The 13,900-nt window shown below is 58.5% G+C and carries 10 protein-coding genes; 1 reads left to right on the forward strand and 9 read right to left on the reverse strand.

The window, feature by feature from the left end:
- Positions 1 to 53: 53 nt before the first annotated feature.
- The 7 genes from lpdA to sdhC form a co-directional block, all read right to left on the reverse strand.
- A complete protein-coding gene (lpdA, locus tag ACM6HV_RS01345) occupies positions 54 to 1,490 on the reverse strand; it encodes a dihydrolipoyl dehydrogenase (protein WP_041074385.1) in 1,437 nt (478 codons plus the stop codon).
- Between the two features lie 97 nt (positions 1,491 to 1,587).
- Positions 1,588 to 2,811 (reverse strand): 2-oxoglutarate dehydrogenase complex dihydrolipoyllysine-residue succinyltransferase, encoded by a 1,224-nt coding sequence (gene odhB, locus ACM6HV_RS01350; protein ID WP_041074387.1) that lies wholly within the window; start codon positions 2,809 to 2,811, stop codon positions 1,588 to 1,590.
- Between the two features lie 42 nt (positions 2,812 to 2,853).
- The gene (locus tag ACM6HV_RS01355) at positions 2,854 to 5,685 is read right to left on the reverse strand and encodes a 2-oxoglutarate dehydrogenase E1 component (RefSeq protein ID WP_086794958.1); all 2,832 of its coding nucleotides are present in this window, start codon (positions 5,683 to 5,685) and stop codon (positions 2,854 to 2,856) included.
- 259 nt (positions 5,686 to 5,944) lie between these two features.
- Positions 5,945 to 6,649 (reverse strand): succinate dehydrogenase iron-sulfur subunit, encoded by a 705-nt coding sequence (locus ACM6HV_RS01360; RefSeq protein WP_003223007.1) that lies wholly within the window; start codon positions 6,647 to 6,649, stop codon positions 5,945 to 5,947.
- 11 nt (positions 6,650 to 6,660) lie between these two features.
- Positions 6,661 to 8,433, reverse strand: coding sequence for a succinate dehydrogenase flavoprotein subunit (gene sdhA / locus ACM6HV_RS01365; RefSeq protein ID WP_007962857.1), 1,773 nt, complete (start codon positions 8,431 to 8,433; stop codon positions 6,661 to 6,663).
- Positions 8,434 to 8,436: 3 nt separating this feature from the next.
- The gene (gene sdhD, locus ACM6HV_RS01370; protein WP_003222999.1) at positions 8,437 to 8,805 is read right to left on the reverse strand and encodes a succinate dehydrogenase, hydrophobic membrane anchor protein; all 369 of its coding nucleotides are present in this window, start codon (positions 8,803 to 8,805) and stop codon (positions 8,437 to 8,439) included.
- Positions 8,799 to 9,173, reverse strand: coding sequence for a succinate dehydrogenase, cytochrome b556 subunit (gene sdhC, locus ACM6HV_RS01375; protein ID WP_016773673.1), 375 nt, complete (start codon positions 9,171 to 9,173; stop codon positions 8,799 to 8,801). Before sdhC ends, sdhD begins: the two co-directional genes overlap by 7 nt.
- A gap of 363 nt (positions 9,174 to 9,536) precedes the next feature.
- Between sdhC and gltA the strand changes: the two genes are divergently transcribed.
- Positions 9,537 to 10,826 (forward strand): citrate synthase, encoded by a 1,290-nt coding sequence (gltA, locus tag ACM6HV_RS01380; RefSeq protein ID WP_003222994.1) that lies wholly within the window; start codon positions 9,537 to 9,539, stop codon positions 10,824 to 10,826.
- A 1,090-nt stretch (positions 10,827 to 11,916) separates the two neighbouring features.
- Here the strand turns inward: gltA and ACM6HV_RS01385 are convergent.
- Positions 11,917 to 13,575, reverse strand: a complete 1,659-nt coding sequence (locus ACM6HV_RS01385; protein WP_414903110.1) for a cation acetate symporter — start codon at positions 13,573 to 13,575, stop codon at positions 11,917 to 11,919.
- Positions 13,572 to 13,883, reverse strand: a complete 312-nt coding sequence (locus ACM6HV_RS01390) for a DUF485 domain-containing protein (RefSeq protein WP_041072887.1) — start codon at positions 13,881 to 13,883, stop codon at positions 13,572 to 13,574. The genes ACM6HV_RS01385 and ACM6HV_RS01390 overlap by 4 nt, the downstream gene beginning before the upstream one ends.
- Between the last annotated feature and the right edge of the window lie 17 nt (positions 13,884 to 13,900).

Raw genomic sequence — 13,900 nt, forward strand, 5'->3', positions numbered from 1 at the left:
CTTGCTCGCAAGGCTCACGACGGGCCGTTACCGCCGTGGTTTCTTATTGTGTCTTAACGCTTCTTGCGGTTGGCAATGTGGATGGCGCCGCCATTCACAGCCAGAGCAGCTTCGTGCAAGGCTTCAGACAGGGTCGGATGGGAGAAAACCATCATGCCCAGGTCTTCAGCGCTGGTGCCGAATTCCATACCGATCGCGCCCTGCTGAACCAGTTCTGCAGCGCTCGGGCCAATCACGTGCACGCCCAATACGCGGTCGGTCTTGGCATCAGCGATGACCTTGACGAAACCACCGGTATCGTTGGCGGCCATGGCACGGCCGGAAGCGGCGAACGGGAAGGTGCCGACGTTAACTTCAACGCCTTCGGCTTTCAAGGCCTGCTCGGTTTTGCCAACCCACGCGATTTCCGGGTGAGTATAAATAACCGATGGGATCAGGTCATAGTTCATCTGGGCTTTGTGACCCTTGATGCGCTCGACAACCATGATGCCCTCTTCCGAGGCCTTGTGCGCCAGCATCATGCCGCGCACCACGTCACCGATGGCGTAGACGCCCGGTACGGTGGTGGCGCAGTGATCGTCAACGTGCACGAAACCGCGCTCGTCCAGGGTCACGCCGCTGTCGGCAGCCAGCAGATCAGTGGTCACCGGACGGCGACCAACGGCTACGATCAGCTTGTCGAAAGTGATGGTCTGTTCGCCGTTGGCATCGGTGTAGTTAACAACGACTTCGTCGCCGTTCACTTTCGAACCGGTCACGCGAGCGCCCAGCTTGATGTCCAGACCCTGTTTGGTCAGAGTTTTCAGCGCTTCCTTGGAAACAGCGGTGTCGGCTGCCATCAGGAAAGTGTCCAGGGCTTCCAGGACAGTCACTTCTGCACCCAGACGCGACCACACCGAACCCAGTTCCAGACCGATCACGCCAGCGCCGATAACGCCCAGACGTTTAGGGACGGCCTGGAATTCCAGAGCACCCGTCGAATCGACGATGACTTTCTGATCGACCGGAGCCGGTGGAATGTCGATCGGACGCGAACCTGGGGCCAGGATGACGTTTTCGGCTTCGATGACTTCAACCGAACCGTCAGGCTTGGTGACTTCGACTTTCTTGCCGGCCAGCAGCTTGCCGTGGCCCTGGATCGAAGTCACGCCGTTAGCCTTGAACAGGGTGGCAACGCCGCCAGTCAGGTTCTTGACGATGCCAGCCTTGCGGCCAACCATCGCAGCGACGTCCATTTTGACTTCGCCGGTCGAGATACCGTGAACGTTGAAGCTCTCTTTGGCTTCCTTGTACTTCCAGGAGCTGTCCAGCAGCGCCTTGGACGGAATGCAGCCGACGTTCAGGCAAGTACCGCCGAGGGCCTGTTTGCCTTCAGCGTCGGTGTACTTCTCGATGCAGGCAGTGGTGAGACCCAGCTGCGCGGCCTTGATGGCAGCTACATAGCCGCCAGGGCCGGCACCGATCACTACTACGTCAAATTTCTGCGACATTCAAAAAATCCTCTTTAGCGAAAAGCTTCAAGCCGCGCGCTCCAAGCCAAGCTGCTTTTTCTTGCAGCTTGAAACTTGAAGCTCGCAGCTGCTTCTATCAGATATCCAGCAACAGACGAGCCGGATCTTCCAGCAGGTTCTTGATGGTCACCAGGAAGGTTACAGCTTCTTTGCCATCGATCAGACGGTGATCGTAGGACAGTGCCAGGTACATCATCGGACGGATCACGACCTGACCGTTGATGGCCATAGGACGCTGGATGATGTTGTGCATGCCCAGAATCGCTGCCTGCGGCGGGTTGACGATCGGAGTCGACATCATCGAGCCGAAGGTACCACCGTTGGTGATGGTGAAGGTACCACCGGTCATCTCTTCCATCGACAGTTTGCCGTCACGGGCTTTTTTGCCGAATGTGGCGATGCCGCCTTCGATTTCAGCCAGGCTCATCAGCTCGGCGTTACGCAGAACCGGAACAACCAGACCACGGTCGCTGGAAACGGCAACACCGATGTCGGCGTAGCCGTGGTAGACGATGTCCGCGCCGTCGATCGAAGCGTTGACCGCCGGGAAGCGTTTCAGCGCTTCGGTGGCCGCCTTGACGAAGAACGACATGAAGCCCAGGCGTACGCCGTTGTGGGACTTCTCGAACAGGTCCTTGTACTTCGAACGCAGGGCCATGACTTCGGTCATGTCGACTTCGTTGAAAGTAGTCAGCATGGCCATGTTCGACTGGGCTTCAACCAGACGCTCGGCAACCTTGGCACGCAGACGGGTCATCGGCACGCGTTTTTCAACGCGGTCACCGGCAGCGAATACCGGGGCAGCAGCGGCTGGAGCAGCGGCTTTTGCAGGAGCAGCAGCCGGAGCGGCTTTCTTCGCGGCAACAGCAGCCACCACGTCTTCCTTGGTCACACGACCGCCTTTGCCGGTGCCGGCAACGGAAGCGATGTTGATGCCGTTTTCTTCAGCCAGCTTGCGCGCAGCCGGAGCAGCAACAGGATCGTCTTCGCCTTCGGCAGCAGCCGGGGCAGCGGCAGCAGCGGCCGGAGCAGCAGCGGCGGCTGGGGCAGCGGCAGCAGCGCCGCCTTCAACGATGGAGCCCAGGACTTCGTCGGACAGAACGGTGTCGCCTTCGTTCTTGACGATTGCGCCCAGCACGCCGTCGGCGGTAGCCAGCACTTCCAGTACGACTTTGTCGGTTTCGATGTCGACGATCAGTTCGTCACGCTTGACCGCGTCGCCCGGTTGTTTGTGCCAGGTGGCAACGGTGCCATCGGCAACCGATTCCGGGAAAGTGGGGGCTTTGATCTCGATAGCCATTATCTGTGGTTCCTTAAATTCGGTTTCAGGTGCGCGAAGGCGTTAAACGGTAAACGCGTCTTGCAGCAGTTTTTCCTGCTGCTCGGCGTGCATCGATGCGTAACCACATGCAGGTGCAGCAGAAGCCTCACGGCCCGCGTACTCGAGTACGAGAGATTTGTTGAGGTTACCGATGCTGCGACGCAGGTGGTGCTGGCTGCAGTACCAGGCGCCCTGGTTCATTGGCTCTTCCTGACACCAGACGGCCGCTTTGGCGTTGGTGTAAGGCGCCAGGACTTCTTTCAAGTCGTCCTCAGGGAATGGATACAGCTGCTCGATACGCACGATGGCGATATCGTCACGGCCTTCGGCACGACGTTTTTCCAGCAGGTCGTAGTAGACCTTGCCGCTACACAGAACAACGCGCTCGACCTTTTTCGGGTCCAGTGCATCGATTTCCGGGATCACGGTCTGGAACGAACCTTCGGCCAGATCTTCCAGAGTCGAGATGGCCAGCTTGTGGCGCAGCAGCGACTTCGGCGTCAGAACGACCAATGGCTTGCGCAGCGGGCGAATCACCTGACGACGCAGCAAGTGGTAGATCTGCGCCGGAGTGGTCGGCATGCACACCTGAATGTTGTGCTCGGCGCACAGTTGCAGGTAACGCTCAAGACGTGCCGAGCTGTGCTCAGGACCCTGACCTTCGTAGCCGTGCGGCAACAGCATGGTCAGACCGCAGAGACGGCCCCACTTGTGTTCGCCGCTGGTGATGAACTGGTCGATAACAACCTGTGCACCGTTGGCGAAGTCGCCGAACTGGGCTTCCCAGATCACCAGCGCGTTTGGCGTGGTGGTCGAGTAGCCGTATTCGAAGGCCAGTACCGCTTCTTCCGACAGGAACGAGTCGTACAGGTCAAAGCGTGGCTGACCTTCGTACAGGTGCTTCAGCGGAATGTAGGTGCCGGCATCTTTCTGGTTGTGCAGCACAGCGTGACGGTGCGAGAACGTACCGCGGCCGATGTCCTGACCGGTCATGCGGATCGGGTGACCTTCGAACGCCAGGGTCGCGTACGCCATGGTTTCGGCGTAACCCCAGTTGATCGGCAGGCCGCCGGCTTGCATCTTCTGACGGTCTTCGTAGATCTTCGCAACCTGACGCTGAACCACGAAGCCTTCCGGGATTTCCAGCAGCTTGGCGGACAGTTCCTGCAGGGTCTTCAGGTCGAAACGCGTGTCGTGACGCGCAGTCCAGGCGTGGCCCAGGTACGGACGCCAGTCCACGAACAGCTCTTTGTTCGGCTCTTTGACCAGCGATTTCACCACGTGCAGACCGTTGTCCAGCGCATTGCGGTACTCGTCGACTTTCGCCTGTACACGCTCTGCGTCGAGCACACCGGCCTGAGTCAGACGATCAGCGTACAGCTCACGGGTGGTGCGCTGCTTGGTGATCTGCTGATACATCAGCGGCTGGGTGCCGCTTGGCTCGTCAGCCTCGTTGTGGCCGCGACGACGGTAGCAGACCAGGTCGATCACCACGTCACGCTTGAACTGCATGCGGTAGTCGATGGCCAGCTGGGTCACGAACAGCACGGCTTCCGGATCATCACCATTCACATGGAGGATCGGCGCCTGGATCATCTTCGCAACGTCGGTGGCGTACTCGGTGGAACGCGAGTCCAGCGGGTTGCTGATGGTGAAACCGACCTGGTTGTTGATCACGATGTGCACGGTACCGCCGGTCTTGAAACCGCGGGTCTGCGACATCTGGAAGGTTTCCATGACCACGCCCTGACCTGCGAATGCAGCGTCACCGTGGATGGAGATCGGCAGCACCTTCTCACCGGTCGGGTCGTTACGACGATCCTGACGGGCGCGAACCGAACCTTCTACCACCGGGGAAACGATTTCCAGGTGGGACGGGTTGAACGCCATGGCCAAGTGAACTTCACCGCCGGCGGTCATCACGTTGGACGAGAAGCCCTGGTGGTATTTAACGTCACCGGAACCCAGCTCGACCTTCTTCTTGCCTTCGAACTCGTCGAACAGCTCGCGCGGGTTCTTGCCGAAGGTGTTGACCAGCACGTTCAGACGGCCACGGTGGGCCATGCCGATGACGACTTCCTTGGTGCCGTAGGAACCGGAACGCTGGATCAGTTCGTCGAGCATCGGAATCAGGCTTTCGCCGCCTTCCAGACCGAAACGCTTGGTGCCCGGGTATTTGGTGCCCAGGTATTTTTCCAGGCCTTCACCGGCCGTCACGCGCTCAAGCAGGTGGCTCTTGATGTCAGCGGAGTACGTCGGACGACCGCGCACGCTTTCCAGACGCTGCTGGAACCACTGGCGCTGCTCGGAATCGGTGATGTGCGTAAATTCAGCGCCGATGGTGCGGCAATATGTCTGCTGCAACGCTTCGTGAATTTCGCGTAGGCTCGCTTCCTCTTTGCCGATGAACAGGTCGCCGGCACGGAAGGTCGTATCAAGATCGGCATTGGTCAAGCCGTAATGATTGATCGACAGGTCTGCAGGTGCAGGACGCTGCCACAGCCCCAGCGGGTCAAGCTGGGCTGCCTGGTGGCCACGCATACGGTAGGCCTGGATCAATCGCAGCACTTCAACTTGCTTCTTCTCGTGCTCACTGCTCACGCTCCCGGCGGAAACCGGTTGAGCGCGGCGCTGGTTCTTTGCCAGCAGCACGAAATGATCGCGAATTGTGGAGTGCGAAACATCAGTGGCAGAGCTGCCGTCGGCAGGCAGCTTCTGAAAGTAGGTGCGCCACTCTTCTGGCACAGCGTTAGGGTCGTGCAGGTAGAGCTCATAAAGCTCTTCCACATAGGCAGCGTTTCCACCTGAAAGGTAGGCGCTGTTCCACATGCGCTGCATCACGCTTTCTTGCATGCTTGGTCACCCTCGGTTAGGGGAACACCATCGGCGTCAATACCGAGCAAACTTGCAGAAGTCCGAATGCAGCGACCAAAACAAGCCACTTAGGATCACGCTGATAGTCCGGGTACCAGCCCGGATGCCCCTGCTTGTCTCATTTCTTCAAAATAAGAGCTGCAGCTTGTGGCTACTGCTCTGGTTATAGCCATGACGCGGGTTGAAGCCCGCGCCACAGCCTCTTCGTTACAGCGGTTCTACGGTTACAGCAGCTGAATCACACGCCGCTCGAAAGCAGCATGTTACGGATGTGACCGATGGCCTTAGTCGGGTTCAGGCCTTTCGGACATACGTTGACGCAGTTCATGATGCCCCGGCAGCGGAAGACGCTGAACGGGTCATCGAGCGAAGCCAGACGCTCGGACGTCTTGGTGTCACGGCTGTCTGCCAGGAAGCGGTACGCTTGCAGCAGGGCAGCTGGACCCAGGAATTTGTCCGGGTTCCACCAGAAGGACGGGCACGAGGTCGAGCAGCAGGCGCACAGGATGCACTCGTACAGACCGTCGAGCTTTTCACGCTCTTCAGGGGACTGCAGACGCTCGATGGCCGGAGCCGGCGTGTCGTTCTGCAGGTAAGGCTTAACCTTCTCGTATTGCTTGTAGAAGATGCTCATATCGACAACCAGGTCACGGATAACCGGCAAACCTGGCAGCGGACGAACGATCAACTTGTTGCCTTTTACGACAGCGGACAGCGGCGTGATGCACGCCAGACCATTCTTGCCGTTGATGTTCATGCCGTCGGAGCCGCAGACGCCTTCACGGCAAGAGCGACGATAGGAGAAACCCTCGTCCTGCTCTTTGATCAGGGCCAGCACGTCCAGCACCATCAGGTCTTTACCACCGGTATCAACCTGGAATTCCTGCATGAACGGCGCAGCGTCCTGATCAGGGTTGTAGCGATAAACACTGACTTGCAACATGGCGATCACCCTTAATAAGTCCGGACTTTAGGTTCGAAAGTCGGAACAGTCTTCGGCGAGAAGTTTACGGCACGCTTGGCGACGCGTTTCTCACCCGGGAAGTACAGGGTGTGGCACAGCCAGTTTTCGTCGTCACGGTCTTCGAAGTCTTCACGGGCGTGAGCGCCGCGGGACTCTTTACGTACTTCGGCCGCGATGGCGGTAGCTTCAGCCACTTCCAGCAGGTTTTGCAGTTCCAGAGCTTCGATACGCGCAGTGTTGAACGCTTGCGACTTATCGTTGATCTTCACGTTGGCGATGCGCTTGCGCAGATCGGCCAGCTGAGCGATACCCTTCTGCATGTATTCGCCAGTACGGAATACACCGAAGTAGTTCTGCATGCAGCTTTGCAGCTCGCGACGCAGGGTTGCCACGTCTTCGCCATCGGTACGGCCGTTCAGCGCGTTCAGACGCGACAGGGCTGCTTCGATGTCGGCTTCGGTAGCGTCGTCGTATTCGATGCCGTCGGTCAGCGCCTTTTCCAGGTGCAGGCCGGCAGCGCGGCCGAATACCACCAGGTCGAGCAGCGAGTTGCCGCCCAGACGGTTGGCACCGTGCACCGATACGCAAGCCACTTCACCTACGGCGAACAGGCCAGGAATGATCTGGTCCACGCCTTCGGCGTTCTGAGTGATCGCCTGGCCATGAATGTTGGTGGCAACGCCGCCCATCATGTAGTGGCAGGTCGGAACCACCGGAACCGGCGCAACCACCGGGTCAACGTGTGCGAAAGTCTTCGACAGTTCGCAGATGCCTGGCAGACGGCTGTGCAGCACTTCCTCGCCCAGGTGGTCGAGTTTGAGCATTACGTGGTCGCCATTCGGACCGCAACCGTTGCCGGCGATGATTTCTTTAACCATCGAACGGGCAACCACGTCACGACCAGCCAGGTCTTTCGCGTTCGGAGCATAACGCTCCATGAAACGCTCGCCGTGCTTGTTGATCAGGTAACCACCTTCACCACGGCAGCCTTCTGTAACCAGTACACCGGCGCCGGCGATGCCGGTCGGGTGGAACTGCCACATTTCGATGTCTTGTACCGGTACGCCAGCACGCAGCGCCATGCCAACGCCGTCACCGGTGTTGATCAGGGCGTTGGTGGTGGAGGCGTAGATACGGCCGGCACCGCCAGTGGCCAGTACGGTGGCCTTGGCGCGGATGTACGAAGTTTCGCCGGTTTCGATGCAGATCGCGATCACACCGACGAACTCGCCTTCCTGGTTTTTCACCAGGTCGACAGCGTAGTACTCGTTCAGGAACGTGGTACCGGCTTTCAGGTTGCCCTGATAAAGGGTGTGCAGCAGCGCGTGACCGGTACGGTCGGATGCTGCGCAGGTACGAGCAGCCTGGCCGCCTTTACCGTAGTCCTTGGACTGACCACCGAATGGACGCTGGTAGATACGGCCTTGCTCGGTACGCGAGAACGGCAGACCCATGTGGTCCAGTTCGAAAACGGCAGCCGGGCCTTCCTGACACATGTATTCGATAGCGTCCTGGTCACCGATGTAGTCGGAACCCTTGACGGTATCGTACATGTGCCAGCGCCAGTCATCGTTCGGGTCAGCGGACGCGATCGCGCAGGTGATGCCACCCTGGGCGGATACAGTGTGCGAACGGGTCGGGAAAACCTTGGTGATCACCGCAGTCTTGTGACCGCCCTGTGCCAGCTGCAGCGCAGCGCGCATGCCGGCACCGCCACCACCAATAATGATGGCGTCGAAAGAAATCGTTGGAATGTTAGCCATGACTCAGATACCCCAGAGAATCTGCACACCCCAGACGAAGTAAGCGAACATCGCGACGCCGCATACTGCCTGGAAAAGGAAACGTATAGCCGTCGCGGACTTGCCGAACGCCATTGGCGTCAGGTAGTCAGTCGCGATGGTCCACATGCCGACCCAGGCGTGAGCGCCGAGAGCAACAAGGGCCAGGAGGCTGAAAATACGCATCCCGTTGTGGGCGAACAGTTCATGCCACTGGGCGTACTCGAGGCCTGGGTGGGCCACGACGTATCCGATCAGAAAGATGAAGTAAGCCGCGAGAACGACCGCCGACACACGTTGCGCCATCCAGTCATAGAGGCCCGAACGCGAGAGGTTCGTGACGTTAGTTACCATATCCAGACTCCTGCCAGAACGATTACCACCACGGAAACGGCGATAACGATTTTCGAGCCCAGCTTGCCGCCTTCCAGCGTCTCACCGATGCCCATGTCCATGATCAAATGGCGCACACCGGCTACCAGGTGATACAGCAGAGCGGACAGGATGCCCCAAATCACTAGCTTGGCTAGCGGACTGGTCAGACACGCTTTCACCTGACCGAAGCCTTCCTCGGAGCTCAGCGACTTGTCCAATGCGTAAAGCATGATGGCAAGGCACACGAAGAGGATGACACCGGAGATACGGTGAAGAATGGACGTGTAAGCAGTGACTGGGAGTTTGATGGTCCTTAGGTCTAGGTTTACAGGTCGTTGGCTTTTCACGGCTTTTTTTTCACACTGAAGAGCCCCTAACAATCAGGGCAAAGTTGTTGGGGAGTGCACTGGTCAGGTAACCACCACCCAGGGATGCGACCCCCAATGAAAGCAAGCCCAAAAGCCCTTGGCGGTCGGTGGCCGAGTATAGACAGTTAGGCTACTAATGACAACGCAATCACCTACCCCAAATAGCTGATTGCACAAGTCGTATAAAAGGCGTAAATGGCAGTCAATTTCGAGGAAAAAGTACGCTTAAAGCCTTCTGGAGCAAGACTTTAGGCAAATTGACATTCGAATTTATCTCACTATAGTGGTGCGGGCCCTGCGTGGGGGGTCTGTCTGATGGTTCAAGCATAAATAGGAGGCCACATGGCTGACAAAAAAGCGCAGTTGATCATCGAGGGCGCAGCCCCCGTCGAGCTGCCCATTTTAACCGGCACCGTTGGTCCCGATGTAATCGATGTTCGGGGCCTGACGGCCACGGGCCGCTTCACTTTCGACCCGGGTTTCATGTCGACCGCCTCGTGCGAATCGAAGATCACCTATATCGACGGCGACAACGGCATTCTGTTGCACCGCGGCTACCCGATCGAACAGCTGGCTGAAAAGTCGGACTACCTGGAAACCTGCTACCTGCTGCTCAACGGCGAACTGCCGACCGCAGAACAGAAGGCCCAGTTCGTCAGCACCGTAAAAAACCACACCATGGTTCACGAGCAGCTGAAAACCTTCTTCAACGGCTTCCGTCGCGACGCCCACCCGATGGCCGTCATGTGCGGCGTAGTCGGCGCCCTTTCGGCCTTCTACCACGACTCCCTGGACATCAATAACCCGCAGCATCGCGAAATCTCCGCGATCCGTCTGGTTGCCAAGATGCCAACCCTGGCAGCGATGGTTTACAAGTACTCCATGGGCCAACCCATGATGTACCCGCGCAACGATCTGACGTACGCGGAAAACTTCCTGCACATGATGTTCAACACCCCGTGCGAGATCAAACCGATCAGCCCGGTACTCGCCAAGGCCATGGACCGGATCTTCATCCTCCACGCCGACCACGAGCAGAACGCATCGACCTCCACCGTGCGCCTGGCAGGCTCTTCGGGTGCCAACCCGTTCGCCTGTATCGCCGCCGGCATCGCCGCACTGTGGGGCCCTGCCCACGGCGGTGCGAACGAAGCCGTTCTGACCATGCTTGACGAGATTGGCGATGTATCCAACATCGACAAGTTCATCGCCAAGGCCAAGGACAAGAACGATCCGTTCAAACTCATGGGCTTCGGTCACCGCGTTTACAAGAACCGCGATCCGCGCGCGACTGTGATGAAGCAGACCTGCGACGAAGTGCTGAAAGAACTGGGCATCAACAACGATCCGCAACTCGAACTGGCCATGCGCCTGGAAGAGATCGCCCTGACCGACCCGTACTTCATCGAACGCTCGCTGTACCCGAACGTCGACTTCTACTCGGGGATCATCCTCAAGGCGATCGGCATTCCGACCAGCATGTTCACCGTGATCTTCGCTCTGGCTCGTACTGTCGGCTGGATTTCGCACTGGAAAGAAATGCTCTCCAGCCCGTACAAGATTGGCCGTCCGCGCCAGTTGTACACTGGCTATGAGTCGCGTGATATCACCAAGCTGGAAGACCGCAAATAAGGCTTGTCTTGCGATAACGTCTTGAAGTTGTATCGGGAACGGCCTCTATTTATATAGAGGCCGTTTTTGTTTGTGGGGTCGCAGCGGCCTTGGGGCCGACTGGTTTTTTGGGGTTTTGGGTGTATATCCGTTGCTGCGGTAACGGCCTCCTATGGTTTCGCTCTTACAGCGAGTCACCTTTTCCAGACGCCGAAAAGGTAACCCAAAAGGCTTTGCCCCCGGCGTACGGCACTTCGCTGAGGCTCAGTGTTCCCTCGCTACGGTGTCCATCCGGGGGCATCGCCTACGGTTTGCTTCGCTGCACCTCCTCTCGATGTATGCGGCTTCGCCGCATGGCGCTGCGCGCCTACCCCCCGGATGGACACCTTCGCTCGGCCTGCCGAAGGGGCAAAAAATCAAAAGCCAAGTCAAGATCAAAAGCCAGAGCCAGAGCCAGAGCCAGAGCCAGAGCCAGAGCCAGATCAAAAGATCGCAGCCTTCGGCAGCTCCTACATGGGATTGGGTGTTTTCAGTTGGTGAATGGTCGGCTGTCAGGCCGCCATCGCTGGCAAGCCAGCTCCCACATTTGGATTGAGTGCATTCAGTTTGAAATTGGTCGGCTCGTAGGCCGCCATCGCCAGCAGGCTGGCACCTACAGTCTAGAAAACGCAGAACCCGTGCGGCGAAGCCGCCCCACTCAACACGATGAGCGTTAGCTCGAGTACCGCTTTTGATCTGAGGGCCCGTCGGCAGGCTGAGTGGAGGGATTTATCCGGGGGTGGGAGCGCAGCGACCGTTTGGCGCAGCCAAACACAGCGAGAGGAGGTGCAGCGAAGCAAACCGTAGGCGCTGCACCCCGGATGAATCCCGGAGCGAAGGAACCCGAGCCTGAGCGAGGGCCGAACGTCAGGGTAAAGCCTTTTTGGTTACTTTTGAGGCGTTTGTCAAAAGTGACCCGCCGTAAGGGCGGAACCCTAAGCCGCCGTTACCGCAGCAACGGATATGTACTCATAAACACCAACCACGAAGGCCCAAGTCCGATAACCGCCCACAAAAAAAAATGCCCCGATCTCTCAACCGGGGCATCTCACTCAAAACATCTAATCAGCGCTTAGTGCGAAACCGCCCCACTCGCCCCCAACCCCGTCTGCGAACGCACAAACTGCGGGAAGAACAGCGCCCGCTCGTTCTCGGCCGCCGCCGACTTGTCGGTGATCGAGAAGAACCAGATACCGATGAACGCAATGATCATCGAAAACAACGCCGGGTACTCGTAAGGGAAGATCGCCTTCTCGTGATGCAGAATCTGCACCCAGATGGTCGGGCCGAGGATCATCAGACCCACCGCACTCACCAGCCCCAACCAGCCACCGACCATCGCGCCGCGGGTCGTCAACTTCTTCCAGTACATCGAAAGCAACAGCACCGGGAAGTTGCAGCTCGCTGCAATCGAGAACGCCAGGCCGACCATGAACGCGATGTTCTGGCTTTCGAACAGGATGCCCAGACCAATCGCCAGCACACCCAGGGCGATGGTGGTGATCTTCGACACGCGAATCTCATCCCTGTCGTTGGCCTTGCCCTTCCTGATCACACTGGCATACAGGTCGTGCGACACCGCCGATGCACCAGCCAGAGTCAGGCCCGCTACCACCGCCAGAATGGTCGCGAACGCCACCGCCGAGATGAAGCCGAGGAAGATACTGCCACCCACCGCGTTGGCCAGGTGCACCGCCGCCATGTTGTTGCCGCCGAGCAGAGCGCCCGCTGCATCCTTGAAGGCCGGGTTGGTGCTGACCAGCAGGATCGCGCCGAAGCCGATAATGAAGGTCAGGATGTAGAAGTAGCCAATGAAGCCGGTGGCATACAGCACACTCTTGCGCGCTTCTTTCGCATCACTCACGGTAAAGAAGCGCATCAGGATGTGCGGCAGACCAGCGGTACCGAACATCAGGGCCAGACCGAGGGAGAACGCCGAAATTGGATCTTTCACCAGGCCGCCCGGGCTCATGATCGCCTCACCTTTGGGGTGAACCTTGATCGCCTCGGAGAACAGCATGTTGAAGTCGAAGTTGACGTGCTTCATCACCATCAGCGCCATGAAAGAAGCACCGGACAGCAACAACACCGCCTTGATGATCTGCACCCAGGTGGTCGCCAGCATGCCGCCGAACAGCACGTACATGCACATCAGGATACCGACCAGAATCACCGCCACGTAGTAGTCGAGGCCGAACAGCAGCTGGATCAGCTTGCCGGCACCGACCATTTGCGCAATCAGGTAGAACGCCACCACCACCAGCGAACCGCAGGCAGACAGTGTGCGGATCTGGGTTTGCCCGAGGCGGTAGGACGCCACGTCGGCAAAGGTGTATTTACCCAGGTTACGCAGACGCTCGGCGATCAGGAACAGGATGATCGGCCAGCCCACCAGGAAGCCGATCGAGTAGATCAGGCCATCGTAGCCAGAGGTGAACACCAGCGCGGAAATCCCCAGGAAGGACGCCGCCGACATGTAGTCGCCGGCAATCGCCAGACCATTCTGGAAACCGGTGATCTTGCCGCCCGCGGCGTAGTAATCGGCAGCCGACTTGTTGCGCTTGGACGCCCAGTAGGTGATGCACAAGGTCGCACCGACGAACACCACGAACATGGCGATCGCGGAAACGTTGAGCGGTTGTTTGTGGACTTCACCGGTCAAGGCGTCAGCAGCCCAGACGGCTGGAGCGAACGCTGCGATGCTCAAAAGAGCCAGTAGACGCCGGATCATTGCTGAGCCTCCTTGAGAATCGCATTGTTCAGGTCGTCAAACTCGCCATTGGCGCGTCGCACGTAGATACCGGTCAGGACGAAGGCCGATACAATCAGCCCGACACCGATCGGAATGCCCCAGGTAATCGAAGACCCGGGGCTGAGTTTCGCACCGAGCACTTGCGGCCCGTAAGCAATCAACAGGATGAATCCGGAATACAGCCCGAGCATGATCGCCGAGAGTATCCAGGCGAACTTTTCTCTTTTTCTCACCAGCTCCTTGAAGCGCGGGCTGTTTTGAATCGAGAGGTAAATGCTGTCGTTCATTGTTTTTATCCTCGCAG

This window comes from Pseudomonas sp. IT-P260 (genome assembly GCF_949768395.1).
GTDB classification, from domain to species: Bacteria; Pseudomonadota; Gammaproteobacteria; order Pseudomonadales; family Pseudomonadaceae; genus Aquipseudomonas; species Aquipseudomonas parakoreensis.

Bases quoted from the DNA above. Each gene is read 5' to 3' on its own strand.
- lpdA (WP_041074385.1), bottom strand. From the start codon at position 1,490: ATGTCGCAGAAATTTGACGTAGTAGTGATCGGTGCCGGCCCTGGCGGC.
- odhB (WP_041074387.1), bottom strand. From the start codon at position 2,811: ATGGCTATCGAGATCAAAGCCCCCACTTTCCCGGAATCGGTTGCCGAT.
- ACM6HV_RS01355 (WP_086794958.1), bottom strand. From the start codon at position 5,685: ATGCAAGAAAGCGTGATGCAGCGCATGTGGAACAGCGCCTACCTTTCA.
- ACM6HV_RS01360 (WP_003223007.1), bottom strand. From the start codon at position 6,649: ATGTTGCAAGTCAGTGTTTATCGCTACAACCCTGATCAGGACGCTGCG.
- sdhA (WP_007962857.1), bottom strand. From the start codon at position 8,433: ATGGCTAACATTCCAACGATTTCTTTCGACGCCATCATTATTGGTGGT.
- sdhD (WP_003222999.1), bottom strand. From the start codon at position 8,805: ATGGTAACTAACGTCACGAACCTCTCGCGTTCGGGCCTCTATGACTGG.
- gltA (WP_003222994.1), top strand. From the start codon at position 9,537: ATGGCTGACAAAAAAGCGCAGTTGATCATCGAGGGCGCAGCCCCCGTC.
- ACM6HV_RS01385 (WP_414903110.1), bottom strand. From the start codon at position 13,575: ATGATCCGGCGTCTACTGGCTCTTTTGAGCATCGCAGCGTTCGCTCCA.
- ACM6HV_RS01390 (WP_041072887.1), bottom strand. From the start codon at position 13,883: ATGAACGACAGCATTTACCTCTCGATTCAAAACAGCCCGCGCTTCAAG.